Annotated in this window: 22 protein-coding genes; 6 read left to right on the top strand and 16 right to left on the bottom strand. The window is 45.1% G+C overall.

Annotation, left to right across the window (positions count from 1 at the left end; genetic code table 11):
• Positions 1 to 240: 240 nt before the first annotated feature.
• Both MKY28_RS19320 and MKY28_RS19325 read right to left on the bottom strand, forming a co-directional pair.
• Positions 241 to 417: an H-type small acid-soluble spore protein gene (locus tag MKY28_RS19320; protein ID WP_340937980.1), complete on the bottom strand. Its 177-nt coding sequence runs from the start codon at positions 415 to 417 to the stop codon at positions 241 to 243.
• A 4-nt stretch (positions 418 to 421) separates the two neighbouring features.
• A complete protein-coding gene (locus MKY28_RS19325) occupies positions 422 to 718 on the bottom strand; it encodes a hypothetical protein (RefSeq protein WP_076209630.1) in 297 nt (98 codons plus the stop codon).
• A gap of 252 nt (positions 719 to 970) precedes the next feature.
• On the opposite strand from MKY28_RS19325, the gene ku reads away from it, so the two are divergent.
• From ku to ligD, 5 genes are all read left to right on the top strand, one after another.
• Positions 971 to 1885 (top strand): non-homologous end joining protein Ku, encoded by a 915-nt coding sequence (gene ku, locus MKY28_RS19330; protein WP_340936679.1) that lies wholly within the window; start codon positions 971 to 973, stop codon positions 1883 to 1885.
• A gap of 316 nt (positions 1886 to 2201) precedes the next feature.
• Positions 2202 to 3071 (top strand): VOC family protein, encoded by an 870-nt coding sequence (locus tag MKY28_RS19335; protein WP_339189162.1) that lies wholly within the window; start codon positions 2202 to 2204, stop codon positions 3069 to 3071.
• Positions 3072 to 3248: 177 nt separating this feature from the next.
• Positions 3249 to 4361, top strand: a complete 1113-nt coding sequence (locus MKY28_RS19340) for a GerAB/ArcD/ProY family transporter (protein ID WP_340936680.1) — start codon at positions 3249 to 3251, stop codon at positions 4359 to 4361.
• Positions 4362 to 4396: 35 nt separating this feature from the next.
• Positions 4397 to 5347 (top strand): ATP-dependent DNA ligase, encoded by a 951-nt coding sequence (locus MKY28_RS19345; protein ID WP_249911535.1) that lies wholly within the window; start codon positions 4397 to 4399, stop codon positions 5345 to 5347.
• 71 nt (positions 5348 to 5418) lie between these two features.
• Entirely contained in the window at positions 5419 to 6309 is an 891-nt protein-coding gene (gene ligD / locus MKY28_RS19350; RefSeq protein ID WP_076251456.1) for a non-homologous end-joining DNA ligase, read from the top strand.
• Between the two features lie 55 nt (positions 6310 to 6364).
• Here the strand turns inward: ligD and MKY28_RS19355 are convergent, their stop codons facing one another.
• Together MKY28_RS19355 and cls are read right to left on the bottom strand one after the other, a co-directional pair.
• Complete coding sequence (locus MKY28_RS19355; protein ID WP_036668942.1) at positions 6365 to 7276, bottom strand: YitT family protein; 912 nt, start codon at positions 7274 to 7276, stop codon at positions 6365 to 6367.
• A 348-nt stretch (positions 7277 to 7624) separates the two neighbouring features.
• Positions 7625 to 9064 (bottom strand): cardiolipin synthase, encoded by a 1440-nt coding sequence (gene cls / locus MKY28_RS19360; RefSeq protein ID WP_340936681.1) that lies wholly within the window; start codon positions 9062 to 9064, stop codon positions 7625 to 7627.
• A gap of 376 nt (positions 9065 to 9440) precedes the next feature.
• On the opposite strand from cls, the gene MKY28_RS19365 reads away from it, so the two are divergent.
• A complete protein-coding gene (locus tag MKY28_RS19365; protein ID WP_036668939.1) occupies positions 9441 to 10799 on the top strand; it encodes a hemolysin family protein in 1359 nt (452 codons plus the stop codon).
• 125 nt (positions 10800 to 10924) lie between these two features.
• Here the strand turns inward: MKY28_RS19365 and MKY28_RS19370 are convergent, their stop codons facing one another.
• The 12 genes from MKY28_RS19370 to MKY28_RS19425 form a co-directional block, all read right to left on the bottom strand.
• Complete coding sequence (locus MKY28_RS19370; protein ID WP_340936682.1) at positions 10925 to 12514, bottom strand: alpha/beta hydrolase family protein; 1590 nt, start codon at positions 12512 to 12514, stop codon at positions 10925 to 10927.
• Positions 12515 to 12572: 58 nt separating this feature from the next.
• Positions 12573 to 13673, bottom strand: a complete 1101-nt coding sequence (locus MKY28_RS19375) for a DUF1648 domain-containing protein (protein WP_036668935.1) — start codon at positions 13671 to 13673, stop codon at positions 12573 to 12575.
• A 23-nt stretch (positions 13674 to 13696) separates the two neighbouring features.
• Positions 13697 to 14092 (bottom strand): GntR family transcriptional regulator, encoded by a 396-nt coding sequence (locus tag MKY28_RS19380; protein ID WP_036611299.1) that lies wholly within the window; start codon positions 14090 to 14092, stop codon positions 13697 to 13699.
• A gap of 214 nt (positions 14093 to 14306) precedes the next feature.
• On the bottom strand, positions 14307 to 15380 hold the full coding sequence (locus MKY28_RS19385; protein ID WP_081745953.1) for an AI-2E family transporter: 1074 nt from the start codon (positions 15378 to 15380) through the stop codon (positions 14307 to 14309).
• Between the two features lie 177 nt (positions 15381 to 15557).
• Entirely contained in the window at positions 15558 to 16349 is a 792-nt protein-coding gene (locus tag MKY28_RS19390; RefSeq protein ID WP_036611300.1) for an ABC transporter permease, read from the bottom strand.
• Entirely contained in the window at positions 16342 to 17250 is a 909-nt protein-coding gene (locus MKY28_RS19395; protein WP_036668930.1) for an ABC transporter ATP-binding protein, read from the bottom strand. Before MKY28_RS19395 ends, MKY28_RS19390 begins: the two co-directional genes overlap by 8 nt.
• A 32-nt stretch (positions 17251 to 17282) precedes the next feature.
• Complete coding sequence (locus MKY28_RS19400; RefSeq protein ID WP_036668929.1) at positions 17283 to 17462, bottom strand: hypothetical protein; 180 nt, start codon at positions 17460 to 17462, stop codon at positions 17283 to 17285.
• Between the two features lie 323 nt (positions 17463 to 17785).
• Positions 17786 to 18307 (bottom strand): hypothetical protein, encoded by a 522-nt coding sequence (locus MKY28_RS19405; RefSeq protein WP_036611303.1) that lies wholly within the window; start codon positions 18305 to 18307, stop codon positions 17786 to 17788.
• 84 nt (positions 18308 to 18391) lie between these two features.
• The gene (locus MKY28_RS19410) at positions 18392 to 18976 is read right to left on the bottom strand and encodes a VanZ family protein (RefSeq protein ID WP_340936684.1); all 585 of its coding nucleotides are present in this window, start codon (positions 18974 to 18976) and stop codon (positions 18392 to 18394) included.
• 10 nt (positions 18977 to 18986) lie between these two features.
• On the bottom strand, positions 18987 to 21128 hold the full coding sequence (locus MKY28_RS19415; RefSeq protein WP_340936685.1) for a WD40/YVTN/BNR-like repeat-containing protein: 2142 nt from the start codon (positions 21126 to 21128) through the stop codon (positions 18987 to 18989).
• Between the two features lie 39 nt (positions 21129 to 21167).
• Positions 21168 to 22088, bottom strand: coding sequence for an LCP family glycopolymer transferase (locus tag MKY28_RS19420; RefSeq protein WP_340936687.1), 921 nt, complete (start codon positions 22086 to 22088; stop codon positions 21168 to 21170).
• 13 nt (positions 22089 to 22101) lie between these two features.
• A complete protein-coding gene (locus MKY28_RS19425; RefSeq protein WP_047841972.1) occupies positions 22102 to 23433 on the bottom strand; it encodes a UDP-glucose dehydrogenase family protein in 1332 nt (443 codons plus the stop codon).
• Between the last annotated feature and the right edge of the window lie 27 nt (positions 23434 to 23460).

Genomic DNA, 23460 nt, shown 5'->3' on the forward strand with positions numbered 1-23460 from the left:
CGCCTGAGTTCACTTTGAACCTTATTATATCGGTCCCTTTCTTCCCCCGCAACATCCAAGGAGGCGAGCGGAAATATAACGTGCATTATTAGACATGTCTCAAAACTCGCTTCCTTCGAAGTTTCAGACACCTATTAGGAAAAACCAAAAAACCGGCACCTCCCGGTACCGGCCGTGTTATACATATATTTCAGCTTTTATTCATTCTCGAATGCCTCAATAACGATATGCTACTTGTATCTACTCCTCCAAGCGATCCACACGAACCGTCTGGGTATTTCCCGGCCTGCTGCCAACCTGAACGGTTGCCATACCATTGGCTTCATCCACATTCTCGATCCAGACTGGATCTCCCTCCAGCGTAACGGCAATGGTATCCTTCGAATCATAGATCGCTTTGGCGCGCTTTGCATTCATCATCTTATTCATACTCCCCTTCCGGATCATCATGTGACTCTCGAACCATGCTATCTGTTGTACTTTCACCAATATAACCGTTATCTTCCGTAACCTGTCCCCCGCCTAACCCTTCATTCACCATCCGGTCAATGTCGAGCATGAACGACTCCCGATCAAGGGGCAATTCTTCCGAAGTGACCGCTTCCCAGTTTACAGCTGTAGCAGGTGTATAGAATTCTTCAGCACTTTCGGCTTTGGCAAGAGGATACGGAGAAAATGCATGCTTGTGTGCTTCTTCCTCATCACGTCTATTCTTCAATATTGCACCTCCCGGCATATGTGCTGCGAGAATAACTACCTAATCCCATGCTCGTCTTCCTGTCGGAATCCCAAGCATGTTTCTGTTATCATCCCCGAGTCTCGCCGAACCATACGAATTCGTTCGTCTACAAGACGATTATCCCTCGCGCCAGATGCCCATACTATTAAATATAAATCCGTGTTCAAAAAGTCCGGTGATTCGTAATCAAAAGCGGAAATTTTTGAACAACCTTTTGAAAGGAGCCGACCTATGCATACCGTCTGGAAAGGTGCAATCAGTTTTGGCCTTGTGCATGTCCCTGTCAAAATGTTCTCGGCTACCGAAGACAAAGACATCTCCATGCGCTATATCCATAAAGTCTGCGGCAGCCCGCTCGCTTATGTTCGTCAATGTCCCTCCTGTGAAGTGGACGTGAAGTGGGAAGAGATCACCAAAGGTTATGAATATGAAAAAGGAAAGTTTGTACTCTTCGAGAAAGATGAATTGGAAGCGTTAAATGATTCCTCCAGCAAAACCATTACCATACTGGATTTTGTCGACTTGACCGAGATTGACCCGATCTATTTCCAGAAAACATATTACCTATCGCCCGATCAGGCTGGTGGAAATGCCTACCAGCTCTTGATGAACGCCATGCGGGATACCGGCAAAATTGGCATCGCCAAAATCTCCATTCGCTCGAAGAGCAGCCTGGCTGCCATACGCGTGCTGGAAGATTGCCTCTCCATGGAGACGATTTTCTATCCGGACGAGATTCGTCCTGTCTCCCAGGTGCCCAACTTGCCGGAAGTGCAGAACGTGAATGAAAAGGAACTCACGATGGCAAAGTTGCTGATTGATCAATTGTCCACACCTTTTGAACCCGGTAAATACACCGATGACTATCGCAGTAAACTGCTGGATCTTATTCAGCACAAAGTAGCAGGCGAAGAAATCAAAATTGCTCCAGCCAAACCTGAAGCTAATGTGATGGATTTGATGGCTGCCTTGCAGGCAAGTATCGAGGCCGTGAAGCCTATTCCGGTTGACCCTGGGACAATAACGGCCAAGCCTAAGAAACGTGCACCGCGAAAAACGCCTGCTCAAGCGGTTGCCGGAGGAGAATCCGATACACCTGCTGCACCAGCCAAAAGAAAAAAGGCGACAACCAAACCAAAAGTTTGAATGTCGCTAAGGCAAGACCGATTCCGTTATATGCTTGTGTAATGCGTTCAACTCAAGTCCGGCTTTACAGTCGGATTTTTTTGTTTTACAGAACTATTGGAACAATTCATTCCACTAAAACTCCAGTTTTAATCGTAAAATACGATTGACGAAAGCTGATTTATATTTTATATTAACTTATGAAAAGTAACTTATTTATGAATATACAGTCACCCTGTAATTCTACTTCAACAGTATGCAATTAAATAATCCGTTTTCAACGCATATACACAATCAAACGAGAACCCATATTATCTATTAACAGGAGGAAACAATCATGAATACAACGTATCAAATCCCTGCCACAACCCATCTGGGTGAAGTGAGTCTGCGAATTATGAACCTAGACCGTTCAATTAAGTTCTATACCGAAGTGGTTGGATTAAAATTACTGGAGCGTAGTGGCAAAGTGGCCACGTTGACAGCCGACGGAAAACAGTCCCTGCTGCGATTGGAAGAGCTCACGGATGGAATTACCCTGCCGGAACGCTCACACGCTGGCTTGTATCATTTCGCCATCCTGCTGCCTGACCGCAAGTCCCTGGGTCTTGCTCTTCGTAATCTGGCTGCATCCGGCATCGATATCGGCCAAGGCGATCACTTGGTCAGCGAAGCCTTCTATATCTCCGATCCCGATCAGAACGGGATTGAGATCTATGCCGACCGTGCACGTGATACCTGGAAACGGGATAGCGACAATAACTACGTGATGGCAAGTGATCCTGTTGATGTGGAAAGCCTGTTTGCCATCTCGGAGAATGAACCTTGGCAGGGTCTGCCTACTGGCACCGTTATTGGTCATGTACATTTCCACGTCCGGAGCCTGGAAGAAGCACGCAACTATTACACCGGCATACTCGGTTTTGATATCGTGGGTAACTTCGCCAACATGTCAGCACTATTTGTATCCGCAGGTGGCTATCATCATCATCTGGGACTTAATATCTGGGCGGGAGTGAACGCACCTGTTAATCCAGATAACGCTACAGGAATTGACTACTTCACCATTGTGTACGCCACACAGGAACAATTGGATCAGGCACTTGAGCAATTGCGTCAATCCGGTGCAGTCGTTACCCAAGTGGAGGGTACCTGGTTTACGGTAGACCCACAAAATATTCGTATACGTCTGACAACTGCGAACTGATTTAGTTTAGGCGTTACAATATGTTTGCTTAACCTCATTTTAATAAGCCCGGGTAACTGATTTCTCTACATCACAGAGAGATCAGTTACCCGGGCTTTTTGAGTTGGCTTTTATAAAAGTGACACAATTGGTGCATTCTAACCAATACATAGACAAGATATGTTAAGGAGATACCTCATGATCGAAAAGGGACGTTTGACTGTTAGACAGCTCGCTTCACTCATGTTCCTGTGCACAATTGGGGAGCAGATTCTGGTCTTCCCTTCCATGATCACATCCTACGCTCATCAGGATGCCTGGTTATCAGCCTTATTGGGAGTCGCAGGGGGCTTGGGATTACTCTTCATTATGCTAGTTGCCTACAAACTGCATCCCCGGTTAAATCTGATTCAAAATGCCCTTCGAACTCTGGGACCCTGGATCGGAACCTTGTTTGGCTCTTTTTATCTCTTTTATTTCCTGATCAGTACCTCAACGTTCATTAGGGAGATTGGCGATTTTATGTCTACTCAGATCTTGCCGGAATCTCCATTACTGATTCTGCATTTGGTTTTTATGTGTGCGCTTGTCTGGGGACTTCTGTCGGGTCTGGAGAGCATTGGTAAAACTGCTGAGGTCTTTCTTCCTCTGATCGTGTTGTTTCTGCTTATTCTGACGGTGTGTCTAATCCCCCATGTACGTTTGGCCAACATCCAACCTGTGCTGGCACAAGGGTTTCTTGATCCATTCAAAGGTTTTGTTGCTGTACTCACCTATCCCTACTGTGAGCTATGCATCTTCATGATGTTTTTTCCCTACACTAAAAATGAGCCCCATCTGGAGAAGGACATTCTGTTAGCAGGGATGATTGGCGGATTGTTACTCACACTGACGCTAAGTATGTGTCTGCTCGTTATGGGACCATGGATGACCCAGCATCACTGGTTCGCTTCATTCAACCTTTCACAGAAGATCAATATCGGAAACTTTATGCAACGCATCGAAGCTTTCATAGCATCGGTCTGGATTATTGCAGTTTTCTTCAAAGCCGCTCTGTTCTTCTACGGTTTTGTCCTGGGCATCGCTCATCTGTTTCGCTTGTCCAGTCACCGTTCTCTGATCCTGCCGGGTGCCATGCTTATTCTCGCCATGTCAATTCTAATCTCTCCAAACGAGAACTTTTATCTCAAGGTCGTTATTCCCTATTGGATTGATTGGGATCTGACCTGTGGTATAGCACTTCCATTACTGCTCATTCTGGTGCATCATATGAAGTCCCGCTTCAAAAAATATAGTAAAATTCCCAATTAACCTGAGCTAATTGGTGTACGAGAGAGGAGTTCCCCATGTTCAAACCGCTGATTCCGTTCGAACCCATATCCAGAGATACTTTGCCCACAGGGCCGCAATGGATTGCCCAGGTCAAGTGGGATGGAGTCCGCATGCTTGCCTATGAGGATGGGCATGAGCTGCGCCTGGTGAATCGCAGATTACATGATCGAACCGCACAGTATCCCGAACTGGTAACACCACGCAATCTGTGTTCAGGCTCCTCCTATATCTTGGATGGAGAAGTTATTGCGCTGGACCCGGATACCGGAAAACCTTCGTTTTATCACGTTCTGCGGCGGGATCGGATGAGCAGACCCGAAGGTATCGCCCAAGCCATACATCAGATTCCGGTCACATATATGGTATTTGATATCCTGTTCTATGAGGGGAAATGGGTGACGGATCAGCCTTTGGCAGATCGACAGCGCCTGTTGCACGAGGTGCTTAACACCGCTCCCCATGTTCAGGAGGTCACCAATACACTTGATGCCGCTTCCCTGCTTACGGTCATGAGACAACATCAGATGGAAGGCATTGTCTGCAAGGATCTCACCAGCAGTTATGGCATACAGGGCAAGGACCAGCGCTGGCAGAAGGTCAAAATCATGCATGACGTATATGCCATGATCGGGGGAGTCACGTACCGGAGCGGTATTGTGAATGCCGTCGCGGTCGGTGTATATGATGGGCCTGATTTTGTCTATATTGGTCATGTCGGGACTGGCAAATTGAACTCCAATACGTGGCGGGAACTCACACATCAAGTCGAGCCTCTGATCAGGCAGGACAGACCGTTCCATAATGTACCCGAGCGCAGTGCAGAGACCACCTGGGTGGAACCGCGAATAGGAGTCAAAGTGCAATATATGGAGCTGACTCATCATAACACTCTACGCCATCCCAGTATTCAAACCTTCGCGGATGTAACCCGTGAGGATTGCCTGGCGAACCAGCTTCTTCCATGATGAAGAGTTCGCTGCACTCGTGTTTCGGCCCATGTTTCAATAATTCATTAAGCATATAGGAGGTGTTCCATATGGCCCCCAAGATCCAGGGAACCATCATAATAGAAGGCACTGAGCTGACGGTCACCAACCCGGACAAGCTCTTATGGCCGGAAGCGGGCGTTACCAAAGCCATCTATCTGCAAAAGCTGGCCGCTCTGGCTCCTTATCTGCTCACGTATACGAGCAATCGACTTCTCACCACGATAAGGTATCCCCACGGCGCTGGAGGAACATTTTTCTATCAAAAGAATGCCCCTGAGCCTGTACCCGATTATGTGCGCACTGAAGTTCACGACGGCATCCGCTATGTGGTCATGAATGGACTTCCCGAATTGTTATGGCTTGGTAATCTGGCTGCACTTGAATTTCATCCTTCTCTGCATACTGTGGGAAGCCATCTGCCCAGTGAATGGATGATTGATCTGGACCCTTCTCAGGAACATGAACCGCGGATCATGCAAGCTGCACTCATCGTTGGCGAAACCCTGACTTCCCTTGGTCTGAGGTCCATTCCCAAAACTTCTGGCGCAACAGGAGTTCAAATCATCGTTCCCATTGTGCAAGGTGTAACCTTTGATGAATTGAGAGAGGTTGGTTATTTTGTAGGCAAATATGTCACTCAGAAGCACCCGGATCTGTTCACACTGGAACGACTCAAAAAGGACCGTGGAGACCGCATTTATTTTGACTATCTCCAGCATTATGGAGGCAAGACCCTTGCCGCTCCCTATACACCACGTGCCAAATCTGGCGCTACTGTCTCTACACCCCTTACCTGGGATGAGGTCAGAAGTAACGTCTCCATCCAGGATTACCATCTGATGAACATTATTGAACGCTTGAACCAAACCGGTGATTTAATCGCAGCTGTTGAACCCCAACCGGTAGAGCTCATTCTCAAACATTTGAAGAAAAAATAGCCGACTCCCTCATCACAAGGGTGTCGGCTATTATCATTCATGTATATATCAATCGCTAATGGATACCTTTTTTCTTGAAACGTCCGCCCTTCACGTCATGAATGTTACCGATAGCCACAAAGGCTTGCGGGTCCCAATCTTCAACGATGGTCTTCAGCTTCGCTTCTTCTAAACGGGTAATCACGACAAAAATGATCTTTTTCTCGTCCCCGCTGAATCCGCCCTCTCCATCCAGGAAAGTTACACCACGACCAAGACGGTCTGTCAGGGCTGAACCGATATCACGATATTTCTCACTAATGATCCATACCGATTTGGACTGGTCAAGTCCTTCATTCACAATATCAATCATCTTCATCGCAATATAATATGCAATCATGGAATACAGGGCATTCGGCCAGCCGAATACAAATCCTGCACCTGCAAAAATAAACACGTTAATGAACAATACGATCTGTCCTACAGACAAAGGTGACTTCTCACTAAGCAAGATCGCCACAATCTCCGTACCATCCAGTGAACCGCCAGACCGAATGACAAGTCCAACACCCACACCCAGGATCAATCCGCCAAATACAGCTCCGAGCAAAGGCTCCCCTGGTGTTAATGCAGGCACATGGTGCAATAATGATGTCCCGATGGACATGACCACGATCCCCAGCAGCGTGGATAACGCAAATGTTTTACCAATCTGCTTGTAACCCAGAATCAGGAAAGGCAAGTTGAGCAAGGTCAGGAACACTCCGAGTGGCAGATGTGTAAGTTCTGACACCATAATTGAAATCCCCGTAATCCCACCATCAATAACACCATTCGGTACGAGAAACACTTCAAGCGATACAGCCATTAGTGCAGCACCGATCAGAATCATCACAATACGTTGCAGCAGCTTTAATGTAAACACCGAGCTTTTGACCCCGCGGTCAGCTTGCTTGGCTGTTAGTTCTTTCACCGTTACATTGGACATGGTATCCCCCCCGTTAAATCAGTGTGTGAATCCATTTTATAAATCATTTAAATACTCAGGGTGAATCTACATATGGAGAACAGCAAACTGCGTTCTATATGTGCCCCGGCTATACAGCGCAAGCATCTAAAGGCGATATAAAATGGATTCAAAATGTTATTCATCCCGGTTTGCACTTTCAAAAGAGAGCAAAAGGGAGCCTGTTTTCCCGCAGACTCCCCTCCTTCGCCAAGACATGATTTATATATCTATTATATCATAAAAGATCAAATTTGCGCAAAATACTTAGCAAAAAGAAGATAAATTCACAAAAAGTGAACTTATCTTCAGAAATCTGCCCTAAATCGGCTAAAGAAGCGGTGAAAGCATCCGAGAAAGCATTTCTGCGGCTTTTTGCCGTCGTGAACGCTTCTGAAATAACTCCCCATCGATCTGACTGCATTCCCCGAGATCACGTTCAAAGTCAGTGATCAAACGACGAATCGGAGAGGACTCGAACAGGACAGCCGTTAACTCAAAATTGCAAAAAAAACTGCGCATATCCATATTGGCCGTGCCTACCGTTGCAAGCAACTCATCCACAATCATCATTTTGGCATGTACAAAACCTTTGCGATATTGGAAGAACTCAACACCTGCTCGCAGAAGTTCCTCTACATATGAAAGGGATGCCAAATGAACAAGCTTTGAATCGGATTGATATGGAATGATAATTTTCACATCAACGCCACTGACAGCAGCTGTTTTGAGTGCCTCATACAGGGCAGGATCAGGGATAAAATAAGGTGTGGTAATGTATATCCGTTCACAAGCTACCGAAATGGCCCCAAAACACATTTCCTGAATGGCATCCCAGTCCTGATCCGGCCCACTGGCCAGAATCTGAATTCGTTCTTCCCCGCTACAGATATGGGGTGGAAATAATTCCGCAAGTTGGGGTTCGGTAATTCGCTCACCGGAAGCCAATTTCCAGTCGTTCAGGAATGTACTTTGCAGGAAATATACGGCATCTCCCTCAATCTGCACATGTGTATCCCGCCAAAAACCGATCTCCGGATATTGTCCAAGATAATCATCGCCTACATTGATGCCACCTACGAAACCAACCTGTCCATCCACAACAACAATTTTACGGTGATTCCGGTAGTTGACTCTTCGGTCAATCGTTGCAATCAGTGGCGGTAGAAAATAATGAAACTCCACACCTGCATCTTGCAGTTTGCGGATAAAACTCCAGCTCATCTTGTGACTGCCGAGACCGTCACAAATAAACCGAACCTTCACGCCCTCCTGTGCCTTGCGAATCATGACATCCTGAAACTTGGTGCTGATGACATCATCACGGAAAATGTAAAATTCCACATGCAGATGGTGCTTTGCTTTTTCCATTTCCCTCAGCATTGCCGCAAACGCCTCTTCACCATTTGTGAGCACCGTACTGTGGTTACAACCTGTAATTGGGCTCTCCGACAGATGGGATAACAGGTTAAACAATCGATGCTGGTGGCTGAAACGATCGCCAGGCATCTGTTCGACATCTCCAATGATGTGGGCTTGTTCCCAGATCGTTTCCTTCATTTCACGGAAGATGCGCGATCCACCCTTGCGGAGTTTTTTTCGTTTGTTATAGTCCTGCGCCACGAAATAGTACACCACAAAACCGATCAAAGGCACGCAGAACAAAATAAACAGCCAAGCCACAGCTTTAGCTGGATTACGAAATTCCAGCAAAAGAATTGTGGCTGCCTGGAAAATAAATACGAGTAATATAATGACCAGCCAGAACATTCGGCTTCCTCCTCAAGTGGCAAGCTTCATGGCCTTGCCTTTCTCTCACCTACACATCTTTGACGATTATGTATACAGCTAATCATAGATACCCAATGTACCCCCTATTCGTAACGTTTGCTTAGATAAAACTTTACATAAGCAGACGGAATACTTGATTCTGGAAATTCAAATTTGTACTTCGTTCATTGTATATTCTGACTGTGTTACCTTCTACATATCAGTTTAATGATGGAGCAGATTCGCATTGTGACGCCAATCTGCTCATTTCACCTTCCAGACTCTTCCTCATTTCTTTGTCTGGAGGTGGTCTTCTTACGTAAAATTAGATATAATAATCGTTAAAAACTTATTACCTAAAGGAGAAGAGCAGTGAATGGAAAGTGAGAGGTATGCGTTAAATTTAGTATTGGTTGCTTTTTTGATAGGACTTTCGGCGTTTTTTGTCGCAGTGGAATTCGCTCTGGTACGGGTTCGTCCGAGCCGGATCGATCAAATGATTGCAGAAGGAAACAAGCGTGCGCTGGCTGTTAAACAAGCCGTTGCCAATCTGGACGGATATTTGTCTGCCTGCCAGCTTGGAATCACGATCACATCTCTGGGACTGGGCTGGCTGGGTGAACCAACGGTAGAGAAGATTCTCCACCCTGTGTTTGAAAGCTTGCAAATTCCTGAGGCGGTTTCTTCATTCTTATCGTTTGTAATCGCGTTTGCTTCCATCACGTATCTGCATGTTGTGGTTGGTGAACTCGCTCCAAAAACGATTGCAATCCGGAAAGCCGAGACTGTTGCACTGCTGACGTCTACACCTATCATCTGGTTTAACCGAATTATGTATCCTTTTATCTGGCTGTTAAACGGCTCAGCGAACCAACTGGTGAAACTGTTCGGAATCAAACCTGCTTCTGAACATGAAGATGCACACTCCGAAGAAGAGTTGCAGATCATCATTAATGAAAGCTTTGAAAGTGGTAAAATCAACCAAGCTGAATTCGGTTATGTAAGCCGGATCTTTGCTTTTGATGAGATGTTAGCCAAAGAAATCATGGTACCCCGGACCGATATGGTCTGCCTTTATGTGAATAGAACAAACGAGGAAAACCTGGAGATCATTCGTGAAGAACAATATACACGTTTTCCAGTAGTGAATGAGAGTAAAGACGATATCATCGGTATCATTAATACGAAACAATTCTTCCTGGAACTTTACGGAAACGATGAACCTGTTGATCTATCCTCCCTGATTCAGCCTGTATCGGCTGTTCACGAAACAACTCCTGTGAAGGACTTGCTCAAGAAAATGCAGAAGGATGGCGTACATATCGCCGTACTTGTCGACGAATATGGAGGAACTTCCGGAATTGTAACCATCGAGGATGTGCTTGAGCAGATTGTTGGTGAGATTCGCGACGAGTTCGACGCAGACGAAGTGGAAGATATTCAAGTCATCAATGAGAACTATGTCATTATGGATGGCAAGGTTTCCTTATCGAAGGTGAACGACATGTTTATGTCCAGCCTGGATGCAGATGAGTGGGACACCATTGGTGGATGGCTCTACAGCCATCGTCCCGAGATGAACGAACAGGAAGAATATGAGTTCGAGAATCTAATCTTTGTTTTGCTGGAAAAAGACAAAAATCGGTTCTACAAAGTGGCCGTTGTTCCCAAGGAACCACTGACCATGTCTGATTATACCGATGAAGACGAGAAAGAGTCCAATTGGTCTAAATAAAGCAAATTTATAAATAAGAAGAGGAGCACTTGCCTATTTGGGTAAGTGCTCCTCTTCTTATTATATCTCACCCCATGTGTCACTTCTCCAAGTTATCATTCAACCCAAGAATGGAACTCCCGTTTTTAGTTTGATTTTAATACCCACTTCGCAATATCATCGATAATGGCTTTGGAGACATTAGATGGCTCAGCGTACTCTTGACCGATTGAAAGCCCATCATAGCTGGATAAAAGATGATTTACCTTTGGATAGCTATTGTACGTAACATTGGAATGATCTTGAAGAGACGATTTCCAGGTTTGGAATTGATTCATAGACACTTGTACATCGTTTTCGCCTTGTATAACAAGCATAGGTGTATTTTGTGTTTTAGCCAGTTCCGCAGGCACATAATCTCTCTGCTCAAACCACCAATAAGCAGGTTGAAGTGGAAATGCCTCAGGAAGATGATCTACAGAATATTTTGGATCTTTAACCATCGCAGCCACATTTTTATAAAAATCAGCTTGTCCTTGAATGACATCCGTGTCTAAACCAAGCTGCTTCATCCGCTCTACCAATTCGTCCTGCTGCTCGGTAAGCACATCCACAAAGCTACTACTTGGTGCAGCAAGTAAAATACTTCCTGCAATATCATGTTGTTTATCCTCAGCAATGATTAACGGCATTGCAAACCCGCCTTGACTATGTCCAGCTACAAAAATCGCTGTAGAATCAATATGTGTGTTCTTTTTAAGCAATTCCACTGCATCGTTTACCTGATCTACGCTCTCTTGTTTTAATGTGAATTTAGGCTGTGAAGCCACCTTATAGGTATGCTCATACGTGACCTTATCGTATCTTAATACAGCAACTCCTTGTGAAGCTAAACCTACCGCAAGATCGCGAAACGGCTTTGCACCACCAATGGCAACATCTTGATTACTAGGCCCAGATCCGTGTACCAGAATGACAACCGGGAAAGGTCCCTCTCCCTTGGGCAAAGTTAATGTCCCTGGCAAAGCTAAATCACCCTGACCAACCGTAATGTCTTGTTCTGTATAGGTAGATGGGTCGTCGTAGCTTGGTTTTTGATACACATCTGGCGTAGCGGCGGCAATATGCAAATCATCCACAAGTCCGTTATGATTCATTCTGACCGTAATATTTAAAGGAGTTAGCTCTGTTTTGAACGTATAGGTAACATTGCGATGCACTGTATTATTTTCTACATGCTTAGCTATGGCTTCACTTGTAATTTTGCCATTTTGTCCTTCTAAAGCTCCCCACAGCTGACTCAACAACGTGGGTGACAACACTCCACTCACAGAGGTATGAACATACTTGGCAGCCTCCTTGCCATCGCCCTCACTAATAAGGGAAATGAATATATCCTCAGGTGCTGCCTTCAGCGTCTCGGAAAGAAATGCCCCATCCATATAGGTAGTTCCTTTCGTTAACTGAACAGGATTGTCTAAGGATATGGCTTGCCCATTCACCATCGCCTGTTTCTCTCCTACCTTAACTACAATCGTAAGCTCACTTTTTCGTATTGTGATTTCTCCTGTCTTTTGTTGCCAAGATACCTCTGCCCCATTCTTTTCTGCAATCTCACGAATAGGAACAAGATTTTCACTACCAGCGGATTTTTCAGCAGCTTCTGAGATGGATGTTACCGGAAGGATGAGACCTACGAAAGTAAGAGAAAGTAATAGCTTTTTCCAATTGTTCATTGTAATAACTCCTCCTAATAATTAATTTCATCTATTATATGCATAGCATTATGAGCATTTATTGGCTCAGGACTATGCTTATAACAACAATAGCAATGATGAATAACAACAGGACCCAAGATAGTGGACGAGCGAAGTTAATTGTCCAGCCTATTCCATAACGCTTTTCTATGGTTAAAGAAGGATCATTGGCATTGAAGTAAATAAACCCAAGCTTCCAATGATCATCGTCATTCACAGGCTGCTCCTTAGATCGTTCGTGATCCTCTTGTTGATTACGAATTTTGCCACCGCCTTGTCTGCCTGTGAGAGACAGCCATACAACACCTAACACGATCACCACAGGAGTGATGAAGCTAATAGCTGTTAACAAGACCAGATTAGGGACGAACATATTGATCTGAATAAAGGCAAATAAGATGGTAAGAAGTAATCCTGTTACAAGCGTAAATAGGGACCATTTACGGCGGAATTGAATATTTTCAGTAGCAAATTGGCCCGGATTAGACGTAGTAAGCTGTTGTTTACTTGATTTAATACTCCAGTTAACCAACATCATAAGTGCAATGATTCCTAGCTGTACAAGATTAATAGCCAGTACCGAGAGGTAAGTTTTAGGCACACTGGAAGTGACATGGCCTTGAAGATCATATTTTATTGGAATGACGTTAGGTAGTGCCTTATAATTCAGGATCGAAATGATCGCAATGGCAACAATAATAGCAATGTGAATGAGAAACCAATAGTTGGAATAGGTGAGTTTATTTTGGCGGAAGGTGGTATCAATTTTAACTCTTTGAGGTGCTTCTACAGTTGTAAGTGTTCCTTTTATCTTTTTCATCTTGAAATGAAATAAGATGTGTAGCGCTGTCCAGTACACAATAAATATCATTGTGCTAACACCGGTAATCATTGCGGTAGCATCTTCATTAGCAGATCGGAGAAAATACAGACAGACAAGTATAATCATCCCGTTTCCGATCAGACTTACTGTAGCAAACGTACTTCTTAGCTTACGTAAGATGGGTGTGTAGTAATTATATTGACTTACCGTAACCCCAAAGCTAATGGTTTCCCTTGTCAGATATGGTGTAAAAGATAGAAGTAAGGCTAATGGAGCAAAGATTAAAATGATAGGTAATATACTAAATAGCTGCATACATAACACACTCCCTTGATTCTTTACTCTTTGTTGTGACCCATCTTCACATCATCATACATTTGGTCTAACACCGCAGATAATTCTTCTTTGGTCATTCCTCGACAGATCGCTTCCGCAATAATCGGTCTTAATTCTCTTTGCTGCTTTTTCAAAAAATCATCCGTTAAACCAGGCATTCCATCAGGGTTCACTACAACTCCCTTTTGTCTATGAACCAGAATGTATCCATCTTGCTTGAGTAGTGTATAAGCCTTATTGACGGTGTGAAGGTTAACACCGATATCTGCGGCCAAATTCCGAACCGAAGGTAACGCCTCACCTAGCTGTAACTCACCACTAGCAATACCTTCAATAATTTGATAAACAAGTTGCGAATAGATGGGAAGTTCGGATTGCATATCCAGTTGAATAATCAAGGGTTCACCTTCTTTTGTTGTCTGTTATATATCAAGTATAACAGGTATAACATGAGTGAGCAATATGTATGAAAAAAAGCCGCATACCAATGGCGAGGGCAAACTTACCTGCCCCTTCACCATTGATATGCGGCTTATCCTGTTGAGCTTATCGATGTGATTCAAGAACAAACATTAGTAGTGGCACATGATAGCGTTGTATTTCAAATTCCATTTAAGTTTCAGTCTTATCTTCGACAATCCGATAATGGATTTTGCGAACTATAATTTTCAAAATCATATATAGGGGAATCACGATGATCATACCCAAGATATTTCCCAGGTCAGCACCCACGAGCAAAAGGATAACGGTAGTCAGTGGATGAATATCGAGCTGTTTGCCATAGACATACGGTGAGATCAGGTTATCCTGAATTTGCTGTGCGATTACAATGATGACCAGTGACCAGATCGCCATCGAAGGTGATTCGATAAACGCAACAATGACAACCGGAATAGCTGCCAGCAAAGCACCCACATAAGGGATGAAGTTCAGAATAATGGATACAACCGTCAGCAACAATGCGTAAGGCAAACCTAAGATGAGAAAACCGATGTACATCAGAATCCCCAAGGCTACATTAACAATAACCCGGCCAACAATATAGTTACTTAGTGCTTCATCAATCTCATGGACGGTTTCTTCCCCATCCTTCCGATAATGTCTTGGCAACAATAAGGTCAGATTCGTTCCAAACTTGCTGCCTTCCTTGAGCATGTAATACAACATGATCGGGAACGTTGCCAGAATAATAACCAGATTGGATACCACGGAGAATAACCCGGAGACATAATTGGTTACCTGAGTGATCCCTTGACTCAGAACATCGGATAAACGTGAGAATAGATTGGAATCATCAGGCAGGTATCTGGATACAACATTGCTCTTTTCAAGTGCATTCAACTGATCGCTGAGTGAAGTAACCAACGCTGGAGCATTCTCTACGAAATTCATCAATTGTTCACGCAGGGAAGGCCATACAAGCACACTAAAACCTGCAAGTATTAGTGCAATTACGACATAAATAATCAGAACTGACAATGCACGTTTGATCTTATGCCTTTCCATATAATCGACGAGCGGGCGCAACAGATAATAGAAGAAACCAGCAATCAGCAGCGGAATGATGATGATGTGAATCAGTGAGGTCAGCGGGCTGAAAATAAAGTTCACTTTTTCCCCCAGATACACGATGAGCAGCAGCAGAATAATCGCTGTGCATATGCGGTAGAACTTGTTATTTATCAAGAAACGTGATCCCTCCATGCGCTGCTCTGCCAAAGTGACTGCGGCGTTCATATGTATATCTAGTCATTTACTTATGATACTAAGTACCCTTAAATGACAGTCATGCCACAGGCGATGCTGAATATACACTTATTTTCTTTCCAAAACAAACATTGGAGCAAAAAAAAGAAGCAGGCGTTAGCCTGCCACATCTCTTTTGCTGAATACAACCCAGGAAATCACCATGAAAATAACGTAATACACCGCCAGAACTGCAATGGAGAAACCCAGTGTCATTCCTGCACTCGGACCACCCATTAGCGCAAAATCTGCCCCGGAGGTCATGTATTTGCTAAGATCCATGTTGTTGAATAGAACATACTTGGCCCACTCATAACGGACCGGATTGAATATGAGTGAGAAGATACTCTGTGAGAACATAATGAACAGAGATAATCCAATCGCAAGTGCACCTGAACGAAATACGGAGGACACCATAAAGGCAATCGCAAGCGTAATGAACAGATCAACGTACAAATATCCCCATAACGTCAGAGCATTCGTAGCCGGACTACCGCTTCCTCCCGGAGCATCATGCGAGAAAAGGATATAAGACGTTAGCATGGCCATCGCGATGATCAGCAATGTACTGACAATACTGAAGCCAACGACGGTCAGATATTTGGAAGCAAGAACTTTGCTTCGTGACCATGGACGGATCAGCAACAGCTTAATGGTTCCCCAGGTAAATTCGCCCGCAACCGATTCCGCTGCAATCACGACACAGAAGATCGTGTTCAGGAAAAACGTAATCTGGATGGTCGTTACAGCCGCTTCCCAGTACAAAACTTCATTGGACCCCATCCCTTCTCGCAGTAACACTGGCATTAATAGCGAGATCAGCGCCAGAATTGATAACATGATCCAGGTACGGGGACGACGGAAAATTTTCATATTCTCGTTCAATATCAGATTACCAAAACTACCCAATGCCTCCACCCCCAGTGACTTGCAAGAATTGTTCTTCCAGGGTGTGAGTCACGTTACGAATACCGTATACCTGAAACCCTTCGCTAACTAGCTTGGCATTGATATCCGGAATCTGCTCACGAGACACTCGCACCACCAGGACATTGCCCTGTACGATAGCACCCTGAATCAGATCCGCAGCGCGGTCAGCATCATTCAGCTCAAAAGCAACTTCGATTAATGCATCCGAACCGGCTTCAGCCCGAAGGTTTCTTACATCAATCAACTTGCCGTTCTGGATGATGGCTACGGTATCACACATCAGCTCCATCTCCGACAATAAATGACTGGATACAAAGACCGTAATGCCTTCCTCTTGGGTGAGCTGACGCAAATAATCTCTCAGTTCCCGTATACCCTGTGGGTCCAAACCATTGGTCGGCTCATCCAGTACAAGCAGCTTCGGTTTATGTAATATCGCTTGCGCGACCCCCAGACGCTGGCGCATGCCAAGTGAATAGGTTTTGACCTTATCGTGAATACGGGCTGTGAGCCCCACACGCTCAATTGTTTCCGCAATACGTTCCTTCGTAACTCCCGGCGACATGCGGGCAAAGTGAACGAGATTTTGGTACCCGGTCAGAAACTTGTACATTTCCGGATTTTCCACAATAGCTCCTACCTGGGCTACCGCCTGCTCAAATTCATTTTTCACACTGTGTCCCGAGATGAAAATATCACCTTTACTGATGGACATCAGTCCAACCATCATTCGAATCGTCGTTGTTTTTCCCGCGCCATTAGGTCCTAAAAAACCAAAAACCTGCCCCGGAGAAATATCCAGAGTCAGGTCGCTGACCAATGATCGGGAGGATATGATCTTGCTGACGCCCTGAATCCGGACGACTGGCTCCTGCTGCATTCAATCCCCTCCTTCATGGACGAGCACATCATTCATGCCCGTTTCTCATATGCACATAGTGTATCATAATCTTTAGTATATTGTCCCGCAAACTGGGATTTCCCCTGACGTTTCGCTTCAACTACACACGCTTCACAGCATCCAAGCGGCATTTCACTCCGGTAGAATCCGGTGCGAAATACGTGATTGCCTCCATTGCCCTCTTCCTTCATTTCGACAGAGCTTCTAGTGACCGACACAATCATCCCACAACTGACACAGTAAAAGCGGCCCGTTTCGATCAATGATATTCCTTCCCCTCACAAGGAGCTTAGAAGTCCTTGTTATTTGTCGTTAGACGCTGAAAATTGATACATTTTGTATCTATCTCGTAATTTACTTGACACCGGGACTAATGTCAAGGCTTTAAAGCTATAAAAACAAGCAAAACACAAAAAAAGCTCCAAAAATGCGACAAAAGTCTCGCATTTATGGAGCCTCATGTTAGGTAAATGATACAATTCGGTTCAATGTATGGGTTAATACTATTTCCTGATCAGTCACTATTGTCGACCTGCGAGGTATCCTCGTTTTTCTGATTTGGATAATACCAAAGTAAGGTCCACTCATCGCCATCCTCTACCAGATAACAGGTCTGCACAATATCGAATTGGCCAAAGGTACCTGAGTACTTCTGGGTGACCCGGATTCTGTAGGCTTCAGAAAATGGCTTAACGCCATCGATCACGGTTACATCGAACTCGCGCTCCGGCTTTTCCATCTCCAGCTCAAACGTTTCCACGCCAAAGTGCTGCATAAATATATGTGCTCTGTTCTGTACGTAAGCACTCTTGGGAAACCGCTCTTTCATCAGGGGATGAAAGAGTTCCCATGAACTGCCGAAGTCACCCGTCTGCTCATATTTGTAAAACTCTTCGGCAACAGCAGCAGCTTCATCCGATGTATCTGCCTGAAACAAATACGGAATGGTTCTGGCAATCAACCACAGCAATAATACAATGATCGCGATGAAGCCGATCTTTTTGAGCAAAGCATTCCGGTTCCTTCTTCGCAGCATGTCCAGTCCTCCTTGTCCTACTCCATACTTATGATGGATAGCAGACAAGTAGAAGTTGAACGATACATCTAATTTCCTGGGAAATCACTCGCTGTGAATGGAAGTACGCTTTCCTTTTCTGATCCTTCGGATCATGGACTGAAGTCCTGCATATATGGCAATCCCACAGCATCCGCCGAGCAAGTCTACTCCAACATCACGTATCGAGCTTGTCCGGTCCGGGCTGAACTGCTGAATATACTCATCAATGGAGGCTATAACAAACACCAGAACCAGAGCAGAAACGATACTGGTCACAAGGGATGTTCTTCTGTACCGCAGCCCGCCGTACACAAGCACGGCGAGCACAGCGTATACAAATAAGTGAGCACTCTTGCGAAAGACGAACTCTGCAAAATCATACGGCCGCTGCTTCAGCGAATACTCATACTCCCCGTAAGTGAATTGCACATCAGGAAGTGTAAAACCGATGTGCAATTTTTGAGACCATTTATGAAGCCAAGGCTGAATGTCTTGCTGTTGAGAGGATTGCGTGGACATGGACCAGATAACCAGAATCCAGATCACAATCAACAGCAGAGCAATGAGAAATCCGTATGTTCTTCCTACATGCTTTTGTCTCGTGCGCCCGGAGCCCTCCTCCATCATTTTGATCTTCACCACTTTCATATCTCTCTCGTTATTCTATTGATCCAACATACATGCCTCTGCCATTTGTACCTACATATACCTGACCATAGATTTGACGGTCTGCCGCCATAATTTGCGGTTCATTGCCCAGCCCGATTCCATTACCTAAAGGACCTATATTGTTCCAGGTTATCCCCATATCATCGGAACGGAAGAATCCATTCACGTTATTTACGGTGCCATATACATAGACAGCTGGAACCAATCTGCCGGGCTGAGCTTTACCAAAGGCAAATAATTTAGAATTCTGCACACCCTGGATCTTGGAAAATGTATTTCCCGAATTCGTTGATGCATATAATCCATCGGTTCCCAGACTCACCCATACATTATTCGCCACGCCAGGTGCAGCCTCGACTTTAATGAAGCTTGTATTGATATCCGTATTAATCGGAAGGCGAACCGTATTCGCTTTGGACCAGTTGGCACCTGCATCCGTAGACCGATACAGATAACCAGCAGCATACATATAAAATTTATATCCATTGATGCGATCCGCAGCCAGTGGATGATTATAGGCAAAGACCATATTCCCCCCGATGGCCTGAAAAGGGGCACCATTCATATTTTGCCATGTTGCACCACGATTCGTGCTTCTGACCGGATTACCGGTCTGGGGGTAATAAACAATTACATTTGGATTAATGGCTGAATAGGCGACCCTCCCCAGTTTGGAGCCAGCCGGAACATTCATTGGAGTTACTGTAACTCCGTTATTGGAAGAGACAAATAAACGTGTGGTGGTACCATACCAGTCACTGCTTCCCAGAAATATCATGTAATTCGGATTTGCCTCGTGATAGTCAATACTCACAATTTCTCGCATACCTGCGAGCGGGATTTTATTAAGAGGAACATCGGTTACATTTTCATGTCTAAATCCGACTTGATCCGTTAAACCACTAAAGAATGAAACACCCTGAGGTGGTGTGGATGCCGTAAGTGCGACGACTTCTTCATGACCATCGGTAATGGCTTCCCAAGTACTCGCTGTATTGCCAGTCAATCCAGTGGTACCATTGATATTTTCCGTCTTGTACACGCCAAACCAGTCTGTAGCGTATACGGTGCCCGGATTATGTGGATCAAACTTGATACTGGATGTCGCTGAGAAAAACATGTTGGGTGTCCACCATGACGGTTTGGATACCAGCGTTTTGCTCACTGTGGTCCAACTCTGTCCGCCATTAACGGAACGATACAGTGGCAGATTATCCCCGCCTGTTCGAACGGCTGCCAGGATGTGATTATCATTATTGGGATCAATCGTGATTCCATAATAAGATGAGTAACTGGAGCTGGGTGTTATATTTGTCCACTGCACACCATTGAACTTGTAGACGCCCTGATTATCCGTGGTCACATACAACGTCCCGTTCTTCGCCACAGTCATACGTGCAGGATATTCGGGACTTCTCCCGGTAAGTTGCCAAGTGGTCTGCCCATTGCTTCTTGGTGCTTTGCTGTACACACCAATGCCGCGAACCCCCGCATACACAACTTGACCTTGCTTCGTCACGGGATTCAATCCATAAGCTACACTCCGAATTCCCTCACCGGACAGTCCGCTAGGTACATCCCATACCTTGTTCCATGTGGCTGCACCATCACTGGAAGTGTACAATCCATCATATCGTGTACCCACATGCAGGTAATTGGAGTTCGTGGGATTAACCGCGATGCTCTCTCCCATGGCTCGATGGATATTTCCATTTGATTCATTCCGAAGATTAAGTCCGGTTCGAGTCCAGGTCTCTCCCCGATCTGTGGATTTCAGAATATCACTCGGCCCCACGTTCCCGTACTTCCCAGCAGCGATATACACGACATTAGGGTTTTGCTGATCCAGCGCAATTCCATCCACGCCGTACAGATTGCTGTCCTCATCTCCAAAATGATCCAGTAGTGGAACCCAATCTCCTGAAGCTGTATCCAACCGATATACTCCTCCAACGTCAGTTCGAGCGTAAACCAGATCAGGCTCAGTCGGATGAATTACCACCCCTGTAACGTACCCCCCACCACCAATAGGTATATTATTCCATTGATAGTTTTGAGCTGATTGAACATAATTTGTACTTGCCGGTATCATGAGCATATACATTAGTAGCACAATCAGGGACAATTTCATTAGCCTGGAGATACGCATCTGGTTCACCGCCCTATCCGATCATTTTGAATGTTCTTCAATCATCTGATGTATCCTATCTCGTTCCGATTGTTCCACGATATAGTAATACACTCCGTCTATTTTCTTGCCCGTGCCTTTAATCTCAACGGATTCAATATGATCCAGTACCGAACGATAATTGGAGAACATCTGCTTCATCTCATCAAAGGTAACGTCGGTTCTGACGTGAGCACTGACTTCGTCCAGCAACGTCTCCAGTTGCAATACGTTGGATACCTGGACCGTATTCTTCAGCACTTGTTTGATGATCTCCCGCTGGCGGTCATTCCGCCCGAGATCTCCCTTCGGATCATCATAACGCATCCGCGAAAATCCCAAAGCAGCTTCACCATCCAGATGAATATTCCCTTGCTCGAACTGGTAACCCTCATAGTCAAATGCAAACGGGTTATTCACATCCACTCCACCCACCATGTCGATGACTTGTGCAAAGCCCTCCATATTCACTTTCATGTAGTAATGTATGGGAACGTTGAGCAATTGTTCCACGGTCTGCACAGACATGTTAATGCCCCCAAAAGCATAGGCATGGTTGATCTTATCCTCCGTGCCGTGACCAACAATATTCGTTCTGGTATCTCGGGGAATGTTAAACATAAGTGCGGATTTTTTCGCAGGATTAACACTTAATACAATCATGGTGTCGGAGCGCCCCCGATCATTGGAACGTTCATCCACACCCAGAATCAAAGCATTAAAAGGTTCTTCATTCTCCATATCCACAGGGAAATATCCCCCACCCCGCTGGTCTACAATGGATACCTGCTTGATGGGTTCCCGGGGTTCATACATTTGATCCGCCGCTGATTTAACATGCGAATACAGATACACAGAATATCCAATCATGACAACTGCAACAAGGGAAATGGCACCTAATGTTATTTTGATCCCGCGTCTCATGTTATGGCCTCCGTTAGATGACTGCCGTTTTTCTACCATCGATATTGGTTAGACCTGGACGACCAACGGAGTAGTATTGGAAGGACGTATCTTTAATCTGATCTTCTCCGTAGATGTTTCTTCCATCAATCAGGATGGGTTGATTCATATGCGCTGCCAAATCAGTCAGATTAACCTCCATAAACTCTTTCCATTCCGTCAGAACACAGAGTGCATCAGCACCTTCCGCCGCTTTCATGGCACGCTCTTCCCACGTAATGGATGGGGAATCCACCTCTTTGCGGAAGTTCTCGGTAGCGATGGGGTCATATGCCCGAATCACTGCTCCCTGCTCAAGCAAACGTTGAATGATCTCAATCGCCGGAGCATCACGAACGTCATCGGTATCCGGTTTGAAAGCGAGCCCCCAGATGGCAATCTCCTTCCCTTCGAGTGAGCCTAGTGCGTCTTCCAGTTTACGAATGACGTTGAAGCGTTGATCTTTGTTCACTTCCACCACGGACTTCAGCAGTTTGAAGTCATAATCCACATTACCTGCAATTTGAATCAGAGCTTGTGTATCCTTAGGGAAACAGGAACCTCCGTAACCAATGCCTGCCTTGAGGAAGGAGGCACCGATTCGTCTGTCATAGCCCATGCCTTCGGCAACACGGCTGACATCTGCTCCTACTTTTTCACAGATGTTAGAGATTTCGTTGATAAATGAGATCTTGGTTGCCAGGAAAGCGTTGGATGCATATTTAATCATTTCGGCCGAGCGAATATCCGTAACAATAATCTGATCGGTTAATGGCTGATGCAGCTCTTTCAACGTGGCGACTGCTCGCTCACTATGTGTCCCAATGACTATCCGGTCAGGATAGAGCGTATCCTGGACAGCGGTACCTTCTCGCAGGAACTCCGGTACCGATGCCATGTCGAATGGATGATTCGTCAAACTGCTGATCCATTCCTGAATACGATCGTTAGTTCCGACAGGAACAGTGCTTTTAGTCATTATTATTTTATAATTATCCATATAAGAACCTATTTCTCGCGCGACAAGCTCAATAAAGCTCAGATTTGCTTCGCCATTAGGCAGGGATGGCGTACCCACCGCGATAATGATGATATCCGAACGACTGATAGCATCCTGAATGTTGGTGGTGAAGGACAGCCTTCCTGCTTTCATATTGGCATTCATGATATCCTTCAGACCCGGTTCATAGATCGGAACATGACCGTCCATTAACATATTCACTTTTTCCACATTGTTGTCGACACAGATCACGTTATTTCCCAGTTCCGAAAAACATACGCCCGATACCAAACCCACATACCCTGTGCCAATCACCGTAATATTCATTCCATAATCTCCCCCATGTTCTAATGT

Origin of the sequence: Paenibacillus sp. FSL R5-0473 (assembly GCF_038004565.1) — a bacterium.
GTDB classification, from domain to species: domain Bacteria; phylum Bacillota; class Bacilli; order Paenibacillales; family Paenibacillaceae; genus Paenibacillus; species Paenibacillus amylolyticus.